Below are 20,743 nucleotides of genomic sequence, written 5' to 3'. Positions count from 1 at the left end.
GGAATAGCTATTCTCACAGGTATAATCTATAATTACTAAAATATCCGTTCTATGAAAATATTATGGTTTTTTATGATATTGCTACTTTCACTTGCTTGTAGTGAGAAGAAGGTAAAGGAAAAAGGAAAACAACTTCTTGAGAAAACAGGCCATCGATGGTCATCTGAAAAAGCCTGGGATTGGTACGACAAACAACCTTGGTACATAGGAGCTAATTTTAATCCGAGCTCATCCATAAATCAACTCGAGTTCTGGCAGGAAGATACCTTTGATCCTGAGACAATTGAAAGGGAATTAAAATGGTCTGAAGAATTGGGAATGAATCTGCATCGGGTATATCTGCATAATTTGCTTTGGGAACAAGATTCACTCGGATTTTTAAATCGTCTGGAAATTTATTTGAATTTAGCTCAGAAGCATAAGATAAAGACCATGTTTGTATTACTTGATGATGTGTGGCATCCTATTCCTAAATTAGGCTTTCAACCAGAACCTGTTCCACATGTACATAATTCAGGGTGGGTGCAATCGCCAGGTGCAGAAATTCTGGGTGATACCACCCGGCATCATGAATTGGAACCATACATTAAAGGAGTATTGGGGCATTTTGCCAATGATGACAGGGTCCTGGTCTGGGATGTCTATAATGAACCGGACAATGTTGCGGGCCAGCCAGGAAGAAGGGAACTTGAAGTGGAGAATAAAGATATATATTCGCTCATACTCTTAACAAAGGTCATGAGTTGGGCTAGAGAGGTTAATCCTAGACAACCTCTGACTACTGGTATTTGGAAGGGTGATATTGCCCATTGGGGTACTCCTGATAGTTTACCAACTTTGGATAGTTATATGCTTATGAATTCCGATGTTATTTCATTTCATGCTTATGACGGAGAAATAGAAAATGTAAAGAAAAAAATAACCGAACTACAAAAATACAACAGACCCTTATTTTGTACCGAGTATCTTGCAAGAGGTGCTGGGAATACCTTTCAAAAAGTCCTGCCAATACTAAAAAGAGATAAAATTGCAGCTATTAACTGGGGATTTGTCGCGGGTAAAACCAATACTATTTATCCATGGAAAAGCTGGGATTCTACATTTACTTCTGAACCAAAAATCTGGCATCATGATATTCTGAGGCAAGATGGAGCACCTTATTCCAAAGAGGAGGTTGACTTTTTAAAAGAAATAACCGGTAAAATTCAATAACTCAAACCATGTCCAAAAGGGTATAAAGGATCTTTAGAATCATAGGGTAAATCTTCCAATTGCTTTTTTACCGCTTCATTGGATGAAGGAAGTTCAAAGGGTAATTTTCCTTCAGGAATTATTTTTCCAAATAGAACTTCTGTCAGAACTTCATCGCTAGTGCCAAAGTCTGCCAACAGGGCTTTGGTTGACCTATCAATTTCAGTAAGTATTGCTGGTCGTTCCAGATTTATAATGACCACAGCGGGCTTTTTTGAAATAAGACTCAGAACTTTTTTCTGTTCTTCCTCCGTAAAATAAAGGCGTCCCTGATGAAAGAATCTTTCAATAAAATATTCAGAGCGCTCATCATAGGGCGTTCGAATTCTGGTTACGATAATATCCGCGTCCTCTGGGTTTTTTACGAGTTCGCCATATTTGTTAAGCAATTCCGGGTTTATCATTCCCTCCGCATAAATCTTCGTCCCGGTTTTTAAGGGTAAAATGGTTTCATTCTTTAGTACAATTGTAGACTTGCCCTGAGCTTCTTTTCCCTTTTCTCTAAAATTTTCATTACCCACAAATTTTGAAGCCTTTTGTTCGTCTACATATGGATCGTCAAAAAGCCCCATAGTAAACTTATCACGCAGCACTTTTTTTACTGAAATATCTAAACGTTCTTCAGTTATTTGTCCTTCTTCTACTAATTCAATGATTAATTCGGGAATACTTTCACCGCCAAATTGATCACAGCCAGCGTCTAGTACCTTTTTAACTCTTTCTTTTGGTGTAAGATGTTCAACACCCCAGGCGCGTCCTTCTCCCATTTTAGAATCTGAGATAATATTCCAATCGGTGCAAACAACTCCTTCAAACTTCAATGAATCCTGAAGTAAACCTGTAATTATGTCCTTATTAAAACCAAAAGCAACGTCTTCGGAGGTTTGTCCCACCGGAATCCCATAGTAGGGCATTATCTGGGCCGTATTTGCTACAAAAGCTCCTTCAGTAAAAGGAATAACATGGTAATCAAAATTATCTCCGGGATATACCTGTTCTTTTCCATAAGGAAAATGTGGGTCTTCACCATTTTTTTGAGGACCTCCGCCTGAAAAGTGCTTTGTCATACATGCCACGCTGTTTCTACCCAGCGTATCTCCCTGAAAACCAAGGACATAGGCCTTGGTCATAGCTGCTGATAGTTGTGCATCTTCCCCAAAAGTTCCATTAATACGACCCCATCGAGGTTCTGTGGCCAAATCGGCCATAGGGTGTAAGGCAAGTCTAATACCTACTGCTTGGTATTCTTGTCTCGCAATATCACCAAATTCTTTAACCAATAAGGTGTCTCTGGTAGCAGCTAAACCCAGTGAACTTGGCCATTGCGAAAAAGCAGGCGTAAATAGAGCAGCACCTGGATTATTTTCAGTCCCATGTCTGGGGTCTGTAGCTATAGTTATAGGAATCCCTAATCTCGTTCTTTCCGCCATTTTCTGAATGGTATTACTGTATTTTGCCATAAGATCAGCATCTAGTGATGTGAGAATATTAAAGCTATTCATTTTCTTTTTGGCTATCATTTCAGAGTTTGACGGTAAAACAATGGAAAAGACAAGAACTAGAGGGTCCGTTGATAATATCGGGGTTTCCATAGGCTCCCCTTTGGAAGTTGAGCCTATCATATTTATAAAAAGTGTTCCGGCTTTTTCTTCAAGATTCATTTGGTTGGTCAGATCCTCCACGCGGTCTTCTGTACTGGCTGAGCTATCTTCATAAACGTCCAATTTTCCATTTTTATTAAGATCCCTGAAAGTGATTCCGTTTTGACTAAGGGTAGGGGCCTCTACTCCTAAAAGTTCCATATTCTTTTTGGAATCACTGCGCTTACTAAAGTATACTATCAAATATCCTATAAGCAAGATCACAACAATTGATAGAAGCAAGTACTTTAGAATATTTAAAAGCTTTCTCATTACTATGTGTTTAAGATAATTTTAGATGTATATAAATATAATTAAAAACCGAATAATTTGAATATCGAATTTAAATGGCCATAATTGGGGAAGATCAGCAGTGTAATTGATTTATCTTTGCATTAACTTCATTTTTAAGTAAGGTAGCCACTGTGCACCGATTTAATTTAATAATTTTACTCCTAATTTTAATAAATCAGGTAAGAAGTGGGACGTAAGTATGTTTTTGATTTTGATAGTACATTAACCAGAGTTGAAGCTCTGGATGTACTTGCGGAAATGACTTTGCAAGGCAAGTCTAATCGTGATGACGTCATTCATGAAATACAGGAAATAACCAATCTTGGAATTGACGGGGATATTTCCTTTACAGAATCTCTGGAAAGAAGAATTAAACTCCTCAAAGCGAATAAGAATGATTTAGATCCTCTTGTTGATGAGTTACGGCAAAAAATTTCAAAATCAATTGCTGCCAACAAGGAGTTTTTTGAAAAGTACTCTGACGATATTTATGTGATTTCATGTGGATTTAAAGAGTTTATAGATCCCATCGTTAAGGAGTATAATATTCCATCGGAAAGGGTATATGCGAATACGTTTAAATTTGACGAGGAAGGTAGCATAATAGGTTTTGACGAGAAGAACGTCCTGGCTACACATAATGGTAAAATTGAATGTTTAAAGCAGCTCGATCTTGAAGGGGAAGTACAGGTAATAGGTGATGGTTATAGTGATTATGTTATGCGGGAAGCAGGCATTGCGCATAAATTTTTCGCCTATACGGAGAATGTTCATCGCGATAAAGCTGCTGACAATGCAGATCATGTTGCACCTAATTTGGATGAGTTTTTATTTGTAAACGACCTGCCAAGAAGTCTTTCTTATCCAAAAAATAGAATTAAGATACTTTTGCTGGAAAATGTGCACCCTGCTGCTTTTGATAATCTTTCGGAAGATGGTTTCTCAGTAGAACTCATAGAACAAAGTTTGTCGGAAGACGAACTTATTGAAAAGATAAAGGGAGTACACGTCTTAGGAATACGCTCAAAAACCAGGCTTACGCCTAAGGTTATAGATGCCGCCAATAAATTATTGGTCGTTGGAGCATTTTGTATAGGGACTGCCCAGATAGACCTGGATTATTGCAAGAAAAAAGGGGTGATTGTTTTTAATGCACCTTACAGCAATACCAGATCTGTTGTTGAATTGGCTATTGGGCAAATTATTATGTTATTTCGGAATGTTTTTCCTAGAAGTACGGAAATACACAATGGAGAATGGAATAAGACAGCTATTAATTCTAAAGAAATTCGGGGAAAGAACCTCGGAATTGTAGGTTATGGAAATATAGGCAAACAATTATCAGTCCTGGCTGAGGCAGTTGGAATGCGGGTTTATTACTATGATATTGAGGATAGACTGGCTATGGGTAATGCGGTAAAATGCGAAACCCTTGAAGATTTATTAAATGTTTCCGATGCCGTTTCCTTACATCTGGATGACAATAAAGCTAATTTTAATTTTATTGGTGAGCGCGAAATTAACCAAATGCGCGAGGGTGCCATGCTTTTAAATCTTTCAAGAGGTTTTGTGGTGGAGATACCAGCCCTGGTAAAAGCTCTTAAAAATGGAAAACTACATGGTGCAGCTATAGACGTTTTTCCTAAAGAACCAAAATCTAATGGACCCTTTATCTCTGAATTGCAGGGAATCCCAAATGTTATTCTAACCCCCCATATTGGAGGTAGTACTGAGGAAGCTCAGAGAGATATTGCCGATTTTGTACCCAACAAGATTATGTATTATATCAACTCGGGTAATACTGTAGATGCAGTCAACTTCCCGAATATTCGATTGCCTAAACAGAATAAGGCACATAGGTTCTTGCACATTCATAGAAATGTTCCGGGAATTATGGCTAAAATTAATGATGTCCTCGCTTTTTATGAGATGAATATTTCCGGACAATACCTTTCTACGGATAGTGATGTAGGTTATGTGATCACTGATCTGGACAGAGATTATAATAAAGAGGTAATTAAGGCGCTGAAAAAAGTAGAAAACACTATTAAGTTTAGAGTTTTATATTAAACTTCTCTTTGGTATATAGCTAATTAATCATGGGCATGCCATCATTTGTGATGATAAGGCTCATTCCTTAGAATAGTAAATGCCCTGTAAATTTGTTCAACAACAAATAGGCGAACCATTTGATGTGAGAAAGTCATTTTTGAGAGACTAATTATACCACTTGCTTTTTGTTTAATGGCATCACTAAAGCCATAAGGGCCACCAATAACTAAAACCCATTCTTTAATACCAGAGTTCATTTGCTTTTGCAATTGATTGGCAAATCCCACAGAGGTGTATTCCTTGCCATTTTCATCCAATAAAAAAAGCGTATCCGTGCTGTCAATATGTTTTAAGATTAACTCAGCCTCCTTATCCATTTGATCAGAAGCAGACAGGTTTTTGGTATTTTTAATGTCCGGTAAAACCGTCAATTCAAATTTTACATAGTGTTTCAATCTCTTCAGATAAACATCAATCAGCTTCTGTAACTCTCCACTATCTGTTTTTCCTATTGTAAGAAGTTTTATCCTCATATATCTAAGTTATAATTTTAAGGAAATTGAATTTCTTTATTGGCATATGTTTTTACTAATTTAGTGCTCTACAAGTTGCAAAAATGATATCAGAAGAACAATTCCAAAAGGAGATATCTTTAATAATAGAAAATGCCATTAGGGAGGATGTAGGAGATGGAGATCACAGTTCTCTTGCCTGTATTCCCGCGAATGCAATGGGTAAAGCTAAACTATTAATAAAGGATGAATGCATATTAGCGGGCGTTGAATTTGCCCGACAGACTTTTAATTATGTGGATAAGGATTTAAAAATGGAAATCCTGTTGAATGATGGGCAACAGGTAAATTTTGGGGATGTGGCATTTTATGTAGAAGGAAGATCTCAATCTATTTTAAAAGCAGAGCGACTTGTTTTAAATGGCATGCAGCGCATGAGTGCTATAGCTACAAAAACTAATTATTTTGTTTCACTACTTGAGGGGACCAAAACAAAAATCCTGGACACCCGGAAAACTACTCCCGGAATTCGAGCTCTTGAAAAGTGGGCTGTAACCATTGGGGGAGGAGAGAATCATAGGTTTGCTTTATACGATATGATTATGCTGAAAGATAACCATATAGACTTTGCAGGAGGTATTACTAAGGCAATTGAAAAAACCAAGCGCTATTTAAAGGATTCGAAAAGGAATTTGAAAATTATTGTTGAAGCCAGAAATCTAATAGAAGTGGAAGAAATTTTACAATCTCAAGGTGTTTTCAGGATTCTACTGGATAATTTTAGCTTTGAGGATACCAAAAAAGCCGTAGCCCTTATAGAGGGTCAAAGTTTAACAGAATCCTCAGGAGGCATAAATGAGAATACTATTAGAAAGTATGCAGAATGTGGTGTAGATTATATTTCTTCAGGTGCTTTAACACATTCAGTATTTAACAAGGACCTAAGCCTTAAAGCAATTTAGATGACTGAGGAAATAGAAAGAAAACTGGATAAGATTCCTATAGTCAAATGGTTGGTGAGAGTACTTAAAAAAATTAAGCTTCCGGCCTTTGAAGGACTCTCTCTTTATGATCTTGTTGAAATGTACATTATGGGGATAGTCCAGGGTGCACTTTCAACCCGGGCAAGTTCTATTGCATTCAGCCTTTTTATGGCTCTTTTTCCTTTACTTATTTTCTTGTTTACATTAATCCCTTTTATCATCCCCTATGTTAGTGTCGGTAATGAAAATTTTGATAGTCAATTTCTTGATTTTCTAGAGTCTTTTTTACCGTCGGCTACAGGTGAATATTTTGAAGTAATTTACTATCAGATAAAAGACCAGCAGAGTGGAGGGTTGCTATCTTCGGCGTTTATTTTGTCTATTTTTTTAATGACCAATGGCGTTAGTGCAATTTTTGGTGGCTTTGAAGATTCTTACCATATAAATCTGACCAGGAATTTCTTTAAACAGTATGCTTTCGCAATGATGGTAGGATTTCTTCTTTCTGTATTATTGATTTTAGGTGCAGTTGGATATGTATACTTTGAGTTCTATATTCTGGAATATTTAAGCGAATGGGCAGCCCAAACCAGAGGCTATAATCTTTCAGAAAGTGATATTGTTGGAGCACGAATTGGGAAAACCTTGTTTTTTATCCTGCTATCCTACCTTACCACTGCTATCTTATATTATTTTGGCACAAGGGAAGGCAAACAAGCCAAGTTTTTTTCTTATGGCGCCTTAATGACTACCTTTTTGTTTTTATTAACGTCCCTTTTGTTCGGGGTTTATATTGACAACTTTGCGAGATATAATGAATTATATGGAGCCCTGGCAGGATTATTAATTCTTATGGTATATATATGGCTGAATTCCAATATTTTACTACTTGGATTTGAACTAAATGCGACTCTTAATTATCTTAGAAAAAAACATCAGCAATGAAGTATGGACTCATCAAATTATTTATTTTGGGGATTTTCATTCTGGTCTCCTGCAAGGTAAATTCTCAGAGCATATTGGGCGAGTGGAAAACTATAGATGATATTAGTGGAGACCCTAAATCTATACTTGAAGTATACGAAACAGGCGGTAGGATTTATGGGAAAGTTCAAAGGATTCTTGAAAAAGGGAAAGAAAATGCGAAATGTATTAAGTGTGAGGGCGAACTTAAGGATAAGCCCGTAGTAGGAATGCTGATAATTAACGGGTTAAAAAATAAAAGTAAGAATGAATACAGTGGAGGGGAAATCCTCGATCCGGAAAATGGAAAAAAATACAGATGTAAAATTTGGTTAAATCCTAAAAACCCAAACGAACTGAAAGTTCGCGGTTACATTGCATTTTTCTATAGGACACAGACCTGGATGAGGGTTAAAAAATAGATGGTATAGAATAATGGAAATCTTCATAAATGTCATACTGCCAATTCCTTTGGAAAAGCATTTTACATATCGCATTTCTGAAAACGAAGCATCGCAATTAAAATTAGGAATGCGTGTAGCCGTGCCATTTGGAAAAACTAAACTTTATACCGCTCTCGTTGTTGAACTTCATAATAGGCCACCATTGGTATATGAGGCAAAAGCCATCCATGATATTCTGGATGAAGAACCTATTGTGACATCAATTCAATTGAAACATTGGCAGTGGATAGCGGATTATTATATGTGCACACTGGGCGAAGTCTTCCGAAGTGCAATTCCGAGTGCACTTTTGCTGGAAAGTGAAACACTTATTTTACCGAATAAAGATGCCATAATTGATGAAGATCAATTAAAAGATGATGATTTTTTGGTCTATGAGGCTCTGAAATACCAAAATATCCTTCATGTTAATGATATTATGGAAATTGTGGAAAAAAAGAACATTCTCCCTATTCTCAACAGACTTATTAAAATTAATGCCATCGTATTAAAGGAAGAAATTCATGAACAGTACAAACCAAAAATGGTACGTTATGTTCGATTGGGACAAAGGTATAATTCAGAAGTTGAACTAGAGGTATTATTGAATTCACTTACCAGAGCCCCCAAACAAAGCCAGGTTGTACTTTCATTATTTCATCTTCAGGCGACTAAAAAAAAGCCAATAAAGCTTAATGAATTAGAAATTGAAAGTAAATCGAGCCGGGCCGTAATACGCGCATTAATAAATAAAGAAGTCCTGGAAGAATATTTCATTCAAACAGATCGGGTTGTATTTAGCGGTGGAAAAGAGCTTGAGCCTCCTAAAGAATTGAATGAATACCAGGTCAAGGCATTAAATACAATTAGACAAAGCTTTAATAAGAATAAAGTAACACTACTTAAAGGGGTTACCTCTTCCGGTAAGACTGAGGTATATGTACAACTCATAGAAGAGTGTTTGAGTGAGGGAAAACAGGCGTTATATCTGGTTCCGGAAATTGCAATTACCACACAACTCATTTCAAGATTACAGGAATATTTTGGCTCCGCTATTTCCGTTTTTCATTCCAAATACAATATGCAGGAAAAAGTGGAAGTTTGGAAGAATGTTTTAAATAATAAGTCAAAAGCACAGCTAATTATTGGGGCTCGTTCTGCCTTATTTTTGCCATTTGCGAATTTAGGTCTGATAATTATAGATGAAGAACACGAAACTTCATTTAAACAGTATGATCCTGCGCCACGTTATCATGCCAGAGACGCTGCAATCGTACTCGGAGGCCTGTTTAATTGTAATGTGCTATTGGGTTCCGCAACGCCCAGCATAGAGAGTTACAACAATGCACAAACAACTAAATACGGATATGCACAAATAGACAGAAGGTTTGGAAATGTTTTAATGCCCGATATAGAATTAGTAGATATCAAGGAGCAGCATCGGAAAAAACGAATGAAGGGCCATTTTTCTGAGCGCCTGTTAGAGGAAATTACAGAAACACTAGATCAGGGAGAGCAAGTAATTTTGTTTCAGAACAGACGGGGTTATGCCCCGATTTTAGAATGTACTACTTGTGGTCATTCTCCTCAGTGTCCAAATTGCGATGTGAGTTTGACGTATCATATGCAAAGAAAACAACTAAGATGCCATTATTGCGGGCATCATATAGCTATTCCAAATAACTGCCTGGCTTGTGGAAGCAATACATTGGACACTAAAGGCTTTGGCACGGAACAGGTAGAACAGGAATTAAATACGATTTTTCCATCTGCCAAAGTGGGCCGAATGGATCTGGACTCTACCAGGGGGAAACATGCGCACGCCAAAATTATTCATGCCTTCGAAAATCAGGAAATGGATATATTGGTAGGAACCCAAATGCTTACTAAAGGCCTTGATTTTAGAAATGTCAATCTTGTGGGAATTATGAATGCAGATGCGCTTTTAAATTTTCCCGATTTTAGGGCACATGAACGGACCTATCAATTACTTACTCAGGTAGCAGGCAGAGCTGGCCGAACTAAAAAAAGAGGTAAAGTAATAATTCAAACCTACAACCCTTACCATCAGATACTTAAACAGGTTACCACTGGAGATTATGAAGGAATGTTTCGGGAACAACTGTATGAAAGGGAGCAGTATAAATACCCTCCGATTAACAGGATCATAAGAATTAGCTTTAAGCATAAAGAGTACAATAAATTAAATGAAGCTTCTGCCTGGTTTGCAAAAGCCCTGCATAATGCTAGTGAAATTAAAGTATTAGGCCCGGAATTTCCTCCTGTTGCCCGAATACGCAATCAATACTTAAAACATGTTTTGATTAAGATTCCAAAAGGCGTGCCTCTTCAAAAGACAAAAAAAAACATCAAAAGAATTCAAAATTCTTTTGATGCTGTTTCTCAGTTCAAAGGCGTTCGTATAATCTACAATGTAGATTATATGTAATTAGACATTGCTTAATGCTTCCGCCAGTTCTGTTTTCTTGTTTCTACTCAATGGAATAGACCTGCCGCTTACTTCAACATTCTTGCTATTGAATTTCTCTATCTTTTCAAGATTTACAATATAAGACTTGTGAATTCGCAAGAATTTGTCTTCAGGCAACTGTTTTTCGAAAGCCTTCATTGTCGAAAGAATTACAATATTAGCTTCATCTGTAACTAATTTTATATAGTCACCTAAGGCCTCGATCCACTTAATTTCATTAAGGATAACCTTTCTTTTCTTTAGATTACTCTTAACAAATATATGTTCTTCATCTTCATTTACCTTATTCATTTGCTCATACTTGGCTACTGCTCTTTTAACAGAAGCATCAAAACGAGCCATTGTAATTGGTTTATGGAGATAATCGGTTACATCATAATCAAATGCTTTCAAGGCATAATCTGGTTTACCGGTTATTAAAATCACCTGAGGACTGTTCTCCAGGGACTCCAATAAGTCAAAACCACTAATAATCGGCATTTCAACATCAAGAAAAATTAAATCGATTTCATTATTCTTGATACCGTTTTTCGCTTCAATAGCATTACTATAGTCGGCTACTAGTGCTAGGTTAGGATGATTGTTAACTAATTTTGCAACTGCCATACGTTGCATAGACGAATCATCAACAACAATACTTCTTAGTTTCATAAAGGGGTTGATTTGTGGGGTTAAATCATCGACAAAGTACCGAAAAAACAAGTTTAACTGCAATAAAAGTTGTAAACATTGTTAATAATTACGTGTAAATGGTAAATGATTATACATTTTAAGTTTAATAGGTTAAGTTTAATTTCTATGATTCTTGATACCTATAACGAAGATTTTTTCAATTTCTTGTAATTAGAACTAATTATTATTACTTTTGCGCTCCTAAAAAATATAAAACAATATGAACAATTACGAAACTGTTTTCATTTTAAATCCCGTTCTATCAGATACTCAGATAGAGGAAACAGTAAAGAAATTTGAGGATTTCTTAAAGAAAAATGAGGCCAAAATGGTCGCTAAAGAAAATTGGGGGCTTAAGAAATTAGCCTATCCAATACAGAACAAAAAAAGTGGTTTTTATCACTTATTTGAATTTACGGCTCCCGGGGAGGTAATTACGCCCTATGAACAAGAATTCAGAAGAGATGAACGTATTATGCGTTTCCTAACCGTTAAACTGGATAAACATGCCATTGAATGGGCGGAAAAAAGAAGAACAAGACTAAAAGCTAAAGCGTAGGTAATATGGCATCTATAGAACAACAAGCAAAAGGTAAAAAGGACGGTGAAATCAGGTATTTGACCCCCCTTAATATTGAGACTAATAAGCAAAAGAAATACTGCCGATTTAAAAAATCCGGAATCAAATATATAGATTATAAAGATCCTGATTTTTTGATGAAATTGGTAAATGAACAAGGTAAACTTTTACCGAGAAGATTAACCGGAACTTCATTGAAGTATCAGAGAAAAGTGGCCCAGGCCGTTAAACGAGCACGTCATTTGGCACTTATGCCTTATGTTGGAGATTTATTAAAGTAAAAAACAGCGGATTATGGAACTTATTTTAAAAGAAGACGTCCAAAACCTTGGTTTTAAAGATGACGTAGTGAAAGTGAAGAACGGTTATGGTAGAAATTACCTTATACCTAAGGGAGTAGCCATGTTGGCAACTCCATCGGCCAAAAAGGTACTTGCCGAAAACATAAGGCAAAAAGCGCATAAAGAGAAAGAGGTAGTAGTTACTGCCAATAAAACTGCAGATGCATTAAAAGAACTGAAGATAAAAATTTCGGCAAAAGTAGGAGCTGCAGAAAAGTTATTCGGGTCTATCTCAAATATGGATGTAGCAGATGCTTTAGCTAAAGAAGGTCATGAAATTGACAAAAAGTATATCATTATCAAAGGAGGAACAATTAAGCGTGCAGGGCCTTATGAAGCTCAAATAAGATTGCATAGAGACGTGGTTGTAGAATTTCCTTTCGAAGTAGTGCCTGAAAAGAAGTAAACCAAATTGGTTGATAACTTAAAAGAGCTATGCCTGCATAGCTCTTTTTTTATTTTTATTTTTATTCCTCGATATTCTAACAACTAAACTCAAAACCAATGAAAATCTCATCATTTCTAAGTCTTTTACTTCTACTTATTGGAATTAGTCTTAATGCGCAGGTTACCAGTTCTAACATCAGGGGATCTGTGGTTGATGATCAGGGAGTCCCCCTTTTAGGTGCAAATATTGTTGCTATTCATACGCCAACCGGTACTAAGAATGGTACGGTGAGTAACGAAGATGGCCGATTTAACTTATTGAACCTCAGGGTAGGCGGACCATACGAGCTTACAATTTCTTACATTGGATTTAAAACACAAACCGAAAGTGATGTTTATTTATCATTAGGTAAAACATTTAATATAGATGCCCAATTGGTTGCTGAAAGCCAGGCACTTGACGAAGTTACCGTAACTTCTGACAGAGGCGGAACTTTTGGAAGTGATCGAACAGGTCAAGCAACCAGTATTGGGAACAGGGAATTAACCAGATTACCAACCATTTCGAGATCAGCCTCCGATTTTACAAGGCTTGATCCTTCTGCATCTTCAGGTGCTTCCGGGACGTCCTTTGGTGGTAGAAATGACCAATACAACAATTTTTCCCTGGATGGTGCCATCTTTAATAATCCATTTGGTTTGGATGCTGCAACGCCGGGTGGACAAACCAGTGCTCAACCAATTTCATTGGATGCAATAGACCAGATACAGGTAACAACAGCTCCCTATGATGTTACCCAATCGGGATTTACGGGTGCATCTGTAAATGCTGTTACTAAAAGTGGAACCAATGAATTTTATGGTACTGTATATGGCTTCTTTCGAAATGACGATCTTACTGGAGGAAAAATTGATGGAGATAAAGTATTTAAAACCGGATTGGAACAAAAACAATATGGTTTAAGTATTGGTGGTCCCATTGTAAAAAATAAACTGTTCTTTTTCGTGAATTTTGAACGCGATGAGTTAACATCGCTTGGAACAGACGGTTTCGTTCCTAATACCGGTACAGGAGAAATAAATGAAAGCAGGGTATTGGAATCCGATTTTCAATTAGTAGATAATTTGCTCCGCCAGGTAGTAATAGGTCAGGATAACAGTGGAAATGATATTTTCTATGACCCGGGAAGATATCAAGGATTTAATTTTGATCAGGAATCAACCAAAGGGATAATAAAACTTGATTGGAATATTAATGATAAAAACCGATTGGCAATTATTTATAATTTCCTCGATGCATCAAAAGGTAAACCTGCTAATAGAGATGCTATTGCATTTAGGGGACCAAATACGCAAACATTGCAGTTTGAAAATGCGGGTTATGAAATAAATAATAAAATTCAATCTATTCAATTGGAACTTAATACCGAATTAACCGATAATACTACTAACAAATTACAGGTAGGATACACCCATTTTGATGATTTCAGGAATCCTTTCTCCACGCCGGCACCAAGTATTGTAATCTTGGATGATACAGGAAGCTCTAATTATATTATTGCCGGTCATGAGCCCTTCTCTATTAATAATACGCTGGACCAAAAAGTTTTTCAGATAACGAACAACTTAAACTATTTTCAGGGAGATCATACATTTACTATTGGATTTTCCTTTGAAAAATTTGAGTTTGACAATTCATTTAACTTGGGGGCATATGGTGCCCAGGGAGTATTCTTTCCAACTACAACAATAACAGATTTTCCAAATTTTGCAAGTTCAGGTGCACTTCAACAATCCTTTGATGATGCAATTGCTACTAATAATGCGTTTAACGCTGCCGGAACTGGAAACCCCGGTGGATGGGCACTTGCGGAAACCAATGTGGGTCAATTATCCTTTTACCTGCAGGATCAATGGGATATAAAAGAAAATTTTAAACTTACTTATGGAATTCGTTTTGATAAGCCTTTGTATTTTGATACTTCACAGAAGATCAGGGAAAATATTGAGCGAAAAGGCGGTGAAATGGGAACTTATATTCCAACAATCCAATATTTTGACCCGGAAACTAATGAACCAATATTTCTTGATTCGGAAAAATTACCTACAAATAAAGTATTGATCTCACCGCGGGTTGGGTTTAATTGGGATGTAAAAAGTGACAAAACGTTACAAATCAGAGGGGGAACAGGAATGTTTACAGGAAGATTTCCTTTCGTATGGCTTGGGAACCAGGTACAGGGTGTAGACTTTTTCTTCTATCAGCTAGTAGATCCTGATTTCAGATGGCCACAGGTTTGGAGAACAAACGTTGGTGTTGACAAGCAATTTGAGGATGGCTTAATTTTAACAGCAGACGTAGCTTATACCCAGGATATTCATGCTGCTCATGTTCAAAACTGGGGCCTTAGTTCTCCTTCCCTGACGTTAAATGGAGTAGATAACCGAGCGGTCTACTCAAACGATGATAAATCGCAAATTTTCGGAGGCCCTACTAGTGCTTATGTATTTACCAATTCCGATCAAGGAAGAATTTGGAACGCTTCATTAAAAGCTCAAAAAACATGGCGTAATGGTATTTACGCTATGGCCGCATATAGTTTTTTAAACGCAAAAGAGGTAAACTCTATAGATGCTGAAATCACGGGAGATGCCTTTGCCGGAAATGCCATAGTTGGTGATGCAAACAATGACGTGCTTTCTTTTTCAAGATATGGTGACACACACAGATTTATTGGGGTTTTCTCAAAAGGATTCTCCTCAGGGACTACAGTTTCGGCATTCTTTGAATATGCAAAAAGCGGGCGTTATAATTATATTTATGGAGGAGATATCAATAATGATGGATCGAGTATAAACGACCTGCTCTATATTCCAACCGCATCGGAAGTAACGCAGATGGCCTTTAGCGGCACCGGACAGGCTGAAGCCTTTGAAGCATTTATTCAACAAGATGATTACCTGAGTGGTCGAAGGGGTCAGTATGCTGAGCGATATGGTGCCTTAGCCCCCTGGAGAGGGACTTTTGATGTAAAGGTCTTGCAGGATATTAATATTAATGATAAGAACAAATTTCAAATAAGTCTTGATATTCTTAACTTCGGAAATCTTCTTAATTCTAATTGGGGTGTTGTGCAGGCACCCAATTTTGATCAGATAATGGGTGTAAGTGTTGATGATACAAATACTCCTACCTATACATTCGATCCAAGCAGAAATAGTACTTTTGGAGCTGTTACCGCAGAGATTTCCAGATGGAGAATGCAGATTGGGGTGCGTTATATATTTAACTAAACAAAATTTGATTTAAATAGGGCTGCACATTTTGTGCGGCCTTTTTATTTTTTTGTAAAATGAAATATGACAGGTTAACAAAACAGCAATTTGAAGAATTGCATAATGAGTTTATCAATTTTCTTGCAACTCAGTCTATTACAGCAAACGAATGGGAAACTATAAAGAAAAATAAACCTCAGGTTGTTGAAGAGGAATTGGATGTATTTAGTGATCTGGTATGGGAGGGTGTGCTGGGTAAAGTCACTTATTTGGAGAATATTTCCAGACAGCAGATGCATTTATTCCATTTAGCAGATAAAGAAATGAAACTGATTTCCGTTAAAATATTGAATCCCGATATAGATTTAAATACTTCTCTTGGTTTTAATTGGTTTAAAAAGAACTGGCAATCAGATTTTGTTGAATACCTCAATGCTTCCAAAGCATATACGGAGGATAAAAATCTGGATAAATTTAAACTTATACAGGAAGGTGCGGTTATTACCAAAGGAGAATTATACCAATGGTTTGATAATATTATTGGATAATATTGACATCCATCTTAGACAGCTTTGTACAAACAATTATATTTGCAGCAGTTAGCATAATTTATGGCACAAAAACCATCCATACCAAAAGGAACCAGAGATTTTTCGCCTGCTGAGATCGAAAAACGAAATTATATTGTTCAAACCATTCAAAAACATTTTAAAAATTTTGGATTCCAGCCGATAGAAACGCCTGCTTTCGAAAACTCAGAAACCCTTATGGGAAAGTATGGTGATGAAGGTGACAGGTTGATTTTTAAAATTTTGAATTCTGGTGATTTCATAAACAAGGTAGATGACGATACCTATAACTCCAAAAACTCAAAAGCCCTTACCCGAAAAATTACAGATAAAGCTTTGAGATATGATCTGACCGTACCTTTTGCGAGATACGTGGTAATGCATCAGAATGAAATAGATTTCCCATTTAAACGCTATCAAATTCAACCGGTATGGCGTGCAGACAGGCCTCAGAAAGGCAGGTTTCGGGAATTTTATCAGTGCGATGCCGATGTGGTTGGTGCAAATTCGCTGCTTCAGGAAATAGAATTCATACAATTGTACGACGCAGTTTTTACAGATTTAGGATTGAAAAAGGCAACGATAAAACTGAATAATCGAAAAATTTTGTCAGGCATTGCTGAGGTTATCGGAGAAAAACATCGCCTGGTAGACTTTACCGTAACGCTAGATAAATTGGATAAGATTGGCAAAGAAGGAGTTGTAAAAGAAATGCTGAGCAAAGGAATTTCTCCTAAAGCTATCGAAAAGGCCCAACCACTTTTTTCACTTACCGGCACAAATTCTGAGCAATTAGAACAACTTAAAAACTTTTTGAAAGATTCTGAAGAAGGCCGCAAAGGGGTTGAAGACCTGACCTTCATTTTAGAGGCAATAGGTGAATTGGGATTAAAATCTTCTCAACTTACTTTAGATGTTACTTTGGCAAGAGGACTTAATTATTACACAGGCACCATTTTTGAGGTAGCGCCACCTGCTGAAATAAGTATGGGATCTATAGGTGGTGGTGGCCGCTATGATGATCTTACCGGAATTTTCGGTTTAAAGGATATGAGCGGAATTGGAATTTCCTTTGGGTTGGATAGAATATATCTGGTTATGGAAGAATTGGGTCTCTTTCCGGGTAACATCGGCCGGGCATTGGACGTGTTATTTTTGAATTTTGGTGAGCGGGAGGCCATGGCGTCATTAAAATTAATTGGTAAGCTAAGGAAAGAGGAAGTGAAGGCCGACCTTTATCCGGATTCTTCCAAAATGCAGAAGCAAATGAAGTACGCAAATAAAAGGAATGTACCTTTTGTTGTAATCATTGGTGATCGTGAATTGGCGGATAATTCTTTTGTAGTCAAGAATATGTCCAAAGGAGATCAGAAAACTTATGACTCTTCAGATATTGAAGGATTTCTCAAGGATTTAAAGTTGTTCCTTAATTGACTTTATAATTGTTTTGTAATATTCGGTACTATGCGGAACATATTTTGCAGTATTGGCTAACCCCCAGACTTCTTCAGCAAATCTAATAAGCGGAATCATTGTTAAGGCTTCAACCTCACTATCCTGTTTTTTTAAAGTATTAAAAGGAACCTTCAAATTACATATAAATGTATAGTGGAATTCGTTATCTATGAGATTTTTTCCGTGGCGCTGACTCGATTTAAAAACTCCAACATTAATAAGATCTTCTTTTGTTATGTTCAATCCTATTTCTTCCTCAACCTCCCTTATTGCTGCTTTGTAAATGTCTTCTCCTGCACCAATATGTCCGGCAACAGAAACATCCCAAAGTAGAGGATGTGTATCCTTGAATTTCCCTCTCTGTTGTATCAGTACTTCCCCTATTTTAGTATAAAACCAAATATGCACCGTGGGATGAAAGACGCCATTCCGATGTGCCACGGATTTTAAAATAGTCTTTCCGGTAAACTTCCCTTGTTCATCTAGGCTGTCTATTAGCTCATCCATATTCTGATAGCACAAAGTGCATTAATTTAGGAGCCTGAGTTAATCAAAGTAGCTGAAGGTCTCCCCGGATTTAATGTTTAATAAGGTTTCGTAAATTAGTCGAATTACATTTTCCACATCATCCCTATGTACTGTTTCTACGGTAGTGTGCATATATCTTAAAGGCAGAGAAATAAGAGCAGAAGCCACTCCGCCATTGCTATATGCAAAAGCATCTGTATCTGTCCCTGTAGCTCTGGATGCGGCCATACGCTGAAATGGTATTTTTTTGGCTTCGGCGGTTTCAATAACTCGCTCTCTAAGTTTATTCTGAACTGCAGGAGCATAAGAAATTACAGGTCCGGCACCCAATTCTGTATGCCCTTGTTTCTTCTTGTCGATCATAGGTGTCGTAGTATCATGGCACACATCGGTTATAATCGCAGCGTTCGGGCGTATGGTTTGTGAAATCATTTCCGCGCCTCGAAGACCAATTTCCTCCTGAACTGCATTAGTTATATAGAGTCCAAAGGGTAATTTTTTCTTGTTTTCATGTAAAAGTCGGGCAACTTCAGCTATCATAAATCCACCTGCTCTATTATCAATTGCACGGCAAACGTATTTATCGTTATTCAGGACCTGGAATTCATCCGGATAGGTGATAACACAGCCCACATGGACTCCCATTTTCTCTACCTCTTCTTTATCCTTTGCCCCAATATCAATAAAAATATTATCTAATTTAGGAGGCTCTTCTTTAGCCCGGTCTCGAGTATGTATTGCGGGCCATCCAAAGATACCTTTCACAATTCCGTTTTTAGTATGAATATTTACCCATTTGGAAGGAGCTATTTGATGATCACTGCCACCATTGCGAATAACGTATAGGAGCCCGTTATCTGTAACATAGTTTACATACCAGGAAATCTCATCGGAATGTCCCTCAATGACAACTCTGTATTTTGCTTCCGGATTAATAACTGCAACCGCGGTTCCGTAAGTATCGGTAATAAATGTATCAACATAGGGTTTCACATAATTCATCCACAATTTTTGACCTTCCCATTCATACCCTGTAGGGGACGCATTGTTAAGGTATTTTTCAAAAAAAGCCAATGATTTTTTGGTGATAATCTTCTTTTCGCTCATGTATTTATAATTTGAATACAAACTTAACAATATTCACTTTTATTTAGTAATACAGTCCAATGTTTATCATTAATTTTGGCAAGAAATTTGAAATATAAATTTTAATGAAAAAGTGTTTTCATCTTATTCTTATTTCTCTTGTTGGCTATATTGGGATTTCCCAGATAAAGGAGCAGCCATTGGATTCTATTGCTGAAAAAATGATAATCATTGAAGGGGATTCAATTTTTCAACAATCCATTGCCTTGGAAGAGGTATACATTTTTGGAAGATTGGAGTTTTCATCTTACCAGGATAAATTGAAATATTATATTCTGCGCAGAAAGACTTTTAAGGTATACCCCTATGCAAAAATGGCATCGGAAAGGTTAGAAGAGCTCAATGATAGTTTGATGAAAATTAAATCAAAACGGAAAAAGAAGAAGTATACTAAAAAATTGCAAAAATATATTGAAGGAGAGTTTTCTGAAGAGTTAAAAAAGTTGACACGCACTGAGGGGCAGATTTTGGTTAAATTGATCTATAGGCAAACGGGGATTTCAACTTATGGTTTGGTTAAAGAATTACGAAGTGGGTGGCGTGCCTTTTGGTACAATACAACCGCTAAAATGTTTAAGATAAACTTAAAAGCGGAATACCACCCGGAAAGCTATCATGAAGACTACCTAATTGAAGATATCTTGCAGAGGGCTTTTGCGGCTAATCAGCTGGTGCGGCAGGAATCTGTTTTGGATTATGATTATTCTTCATTAATTAATAAATGGAGCAAGACAGAAAAGGAAAAAAAATAGTTGCAGATAACGTTAAAATGACGTAGCTTTATAAGCCTTTTTTTGCTTTCAATCTTAGAGCAAAAACCTAGTTATAAGTACATTAAAAATTGAGGTTAAAATTATTTCATAAAAATACCTGAAATTTATTTTTAATTTAAAAAAGTGCTTTATATTTGCACCCGCTTAGCTGGGCAGTAGTAACGGTTAGGTTAGGAATAAGTAATAGGAGCTACTGAATTTAAGGAAGTTCATTGACATATTGACAGACAGCGTTTTTCTGCTTATTTTTTTTTTAGGAAATGATAGGTAGGAGAATTTGAATTATTTTAAGATTAAGAATACAAACAAGGGTTAGGATACAATTTTCATAGTTTATATAGGCGTAGAAGTATTTTACGATACAACAATGAAGAGTTTGATCCTGGC

At 36.7% G+C, this 20,743-nt stretch carries 18 protein-coding genes; 13 read left to right on the top strand and 5 right to left on the bottom strand.

Annotation, left to right across the window (positions count from 1 at the left end; translation table 11 throughout):
* Positions 1-51: 51 nt before the first annotated feature.
* Entirely contained in the window at positions 52-1,212 is a 1,161-nt protein-coding gene (locus ABJH90_RS07985) for a 1,4-beta-xylanase (protein WP_348138121.1), read from the top strand.
* Here ABJH90_RS07985 and ABJH90_RS07980 read toward each other — a convergent pair.
* Positions 1,206-3,164, bottom strand: a complete 1,959-nt coding sequence (locus ABJH90_RS07980; protein WP_348138119.1) for a glycoside hydrolase family 3 N-terminal domain-containing protein — start codon at positions 3,162-3,164, stop codon at positions 1,206-1,208. The genes ABJH90_RS07985 and ABJH90_RS07980 overlap by 7 nt on opposite strands.
* Before the next feature lie 207 nt (positions 3,165-3,371).
* Here ABJH90_RS07980 and serA point away from each other — a divergent pair, with 207 nt between their 5' ends.
* The gene (gene serA, locus ABJH90_RS07975) at positions 3,372-5,255 is read left to right on the top strand and encodes a phosphoglycerate dehydrogenase (RefSeq protein ID WP_348138117.1); all 1,884 of its coding nucleotides are present in this window, start codon (positions 3,372-3,374) and stop codon (positions 5,253-5,255) included.
* A 41-nt stretch (positions 5,256-5,296) separates the two neighbouring features.
* Here serA and rlmH read toward each other — a convergent pair whose 3' ends face one another.
* On the bottom strand, positions 5,297-5,770 hold the full coding sequence (rlmH, locus tag ABJH90_RS07970) for a 23S rRNA (pseudouridine(1915)-N(3))-methyltransferase RlmH (protein ID WP_348138115.1): 474 nt from the start codon (positions 5,768-5,770) through the stop codon (positions 5,297-5,299).
* An 83-nt stretch (positions 5,771-5,853) separates the two neighbouring features.
* Here rlmH and nadC point away from each other — a divergent pair, with 83 nt between their 5' ends.
* From nadC to priA, 4 genes are read left to right on the top strand one after another with little or no spacing between them, the layout of a single operon-like run.
* Positions 5,854-6,711: a carboxylating nicotinate-nucleotide diphosphorylase gene (gene nadC, locus ABJH90_RS07965; protein ID WP_348138113.1), complete on the top strand. Its 858-nt coding sequence runs from the start codon at positions 5,854-5,856 to the stop codon at positions 6,709-6,711.
* Complete coding sequence (locus ABJH90_RS07960; protein WP_348138112.1) at positions 6,712-7,677, top strand: YihY/virulence factor BrkB family protein; 966 nt, start codon at positions 6,712-6,714, stop codon at positions 7,675-7,677.
* On the top strand, positions 7,674-8,117 hold the full coding sequence (locus ABJH90_RS07955; RefSeq protein ID WP_348138110.1) for a DUF2147 domain-containing protein: 444 nt from the start codon (positions 7,674-7,676) through the stop codon (positions 8,115-8,117). Before ABJH90_RS07960 ends, ABJH90_RS07955 begins: the two co-directional genes overlap by 4 nt.
* A gap of 13 nt (positions 8,118-8,130) precedes the next feature.
* On the top strand, positions 8,131-10,587 hold the full coding sequence (priA, locus tag ABJH90_RS07950; RefSeq protein ID WP_348138108.1) for a primosomal protein N': 2,457 nt from the start codon (positions 8,131-8,133) through the stop codon (positions 10,585-10,587).
* On the opposite strand, the gene ABJH90_RS07945 is transcribed toward priA, so the two are convergent.
* Positions 10,588-11,280: a LytTR family DNA-binding domain-containing protein gene (locus ABJH90_RS07945; RefSeq protein WP_348138106.1), complete on the bottom strand. Its 693-nt coding sequence runs from the start codon at positions 11,278-11,280 to the stop codon at positions 10,588-10,590.
* Positions 11,281-11,521: 241 nt separating this feature from the next.
* Between ABJH90_RS07945 and rpsF the strand changes: the two genes are divergently transcribed.
* From rpsF to hisS, 6 genes are all read left to right on the top strand, one after another.
* On the top strand, positions 11,522-11,860 hold the full coding sequence (gene rpsF / locus ABJH90_RS07940) for a 30S ribosomal protein S6 (RefSeq protein WP_348138104.1): 339 nt from the start codon (positions 11,522-11,524) through the stop codon (positions 11,858-11,860).
* A 5-nt stretch (positions 11,861-11,865) separates the two neighbouring features.
* On the top strand, positions 11,866-12,162 hold the full coding sequence (gene rpsR, locus ABJH90_RS07935) for a 30S ribosomal protein S18 (protein ID WP_019668764.1): 297 nt from the start codon (positions 11,866-11,868) through the stop codon (positions 12,160-12,162).
* Positions 12,163-12,175: 13 nt separating this feature from the next.
* On the top strand, positions 12,176-12,628 hold the full coding sequence (gene rplI / locus ABJH90_RS07930) for a 50S ribosomal protein L9 (protein WP_348138101.1): 453 nt from the start codon (positions 12,176-12,178) through the stop codon (positions 12,626-12,628).
* Between the two features lie 98 nt (positions 12,629-12,726).
* A complete protein-coding gene (locus ABJH90_RS07925) occupies positions 12,727-15,903 on the top strand; it encodes a carboxypeptidase regulatory-like domain-containing protein (protein WP_348138099.1) in 3,177 nt (1,058 codons plus the stop codon).
* 59 nt (positions 15,904-15,962) lie between these two features.
* Positions 15,963-16,433, top strand: a complete 471-nt coding sequence (locus ABJH90_RS07920) for a DUF6495 family protein (protein WP_348138097.1) — start codon at positions 15,963-15,965, stop codon at positions 16,431-16,433.
* Between the two features lie 63 nt (positions 16,434-16,496).
* Positions 16,497-17,888, top strand: coding sequence for a histidine--tRNA ligase (gene hisS, locus ABJH90_RS07915; protein ID WP_348138095.1), 1,392 nt, complete (start codon positions 16,497-16,499; stop codon positions 17,886-17,888).
* Here the strand turns inward: hisS and ABJH90_RS07910 are convergent.
* Both ABJH90_RS07910 and ABJH90_RS07905 read right to left on the bottom strand, forming a co-directional pair.
* The gene (locus tag ABJH90_RS07910; RefSeq protein WP_348138093.1) at positions 17,868-18,416 is read right to left on the bottom strand and encodes an NUDIX domain-containing protein; all 549 of its coding nucleotides are present in this window, start codon (positions 18,414-18,416) and stop codon (positions 17,868-17,870) included. The two genes, hisS and ABJH90_RS07910, sit on opposite strands and share 21 nt — an antisense overlap.
* A gap of 39 nt (positions 18,417-18,455) precedes the next feature.
* A complete protein-coding gene (locus ABJH90_RS07905) occupies positions 18,456-19,544 on the bottom strand; it encodes a M42 family metallopeptidase (protein WP_348138091.1) in 1,089 nt (362 codons plus the stop codon).
* A 104-nt stretch (positions 19,545-19,648) separates the two neighbouring features.
* Between ABJH90_RS07905 and ABJH90_RS07900 the strand changes: the two genes are divergently transcribed.
* Positions 19,649-20,335, top strand: a complete 687-nt coding sequence (locus ABJH90_RS07900; RefSeq protein WP_348138089.1) for a DUF4294 domain-containing protein — start codon at positions 19,649-19,651, stop codon at positions 20,333-20,335.
* The last annotated feature ends 408 nt before the right edge of the window (positions 20,336-20,743 follow it).

It is taken from the genome of Eudoraea sp. (assembly GCF_039969275.1).
Taxonomy (GTDB): Bacteria; Bacteroidota; Bacteroidia; order Flavobacteriales; family Flavobacteriaceae; genus Eudoraea.
The sequence above is the reverse complement of the archived record's forward strand: the minus strand, read 5'-3'. Positions and strand labels throughout refer to the sequence as shown.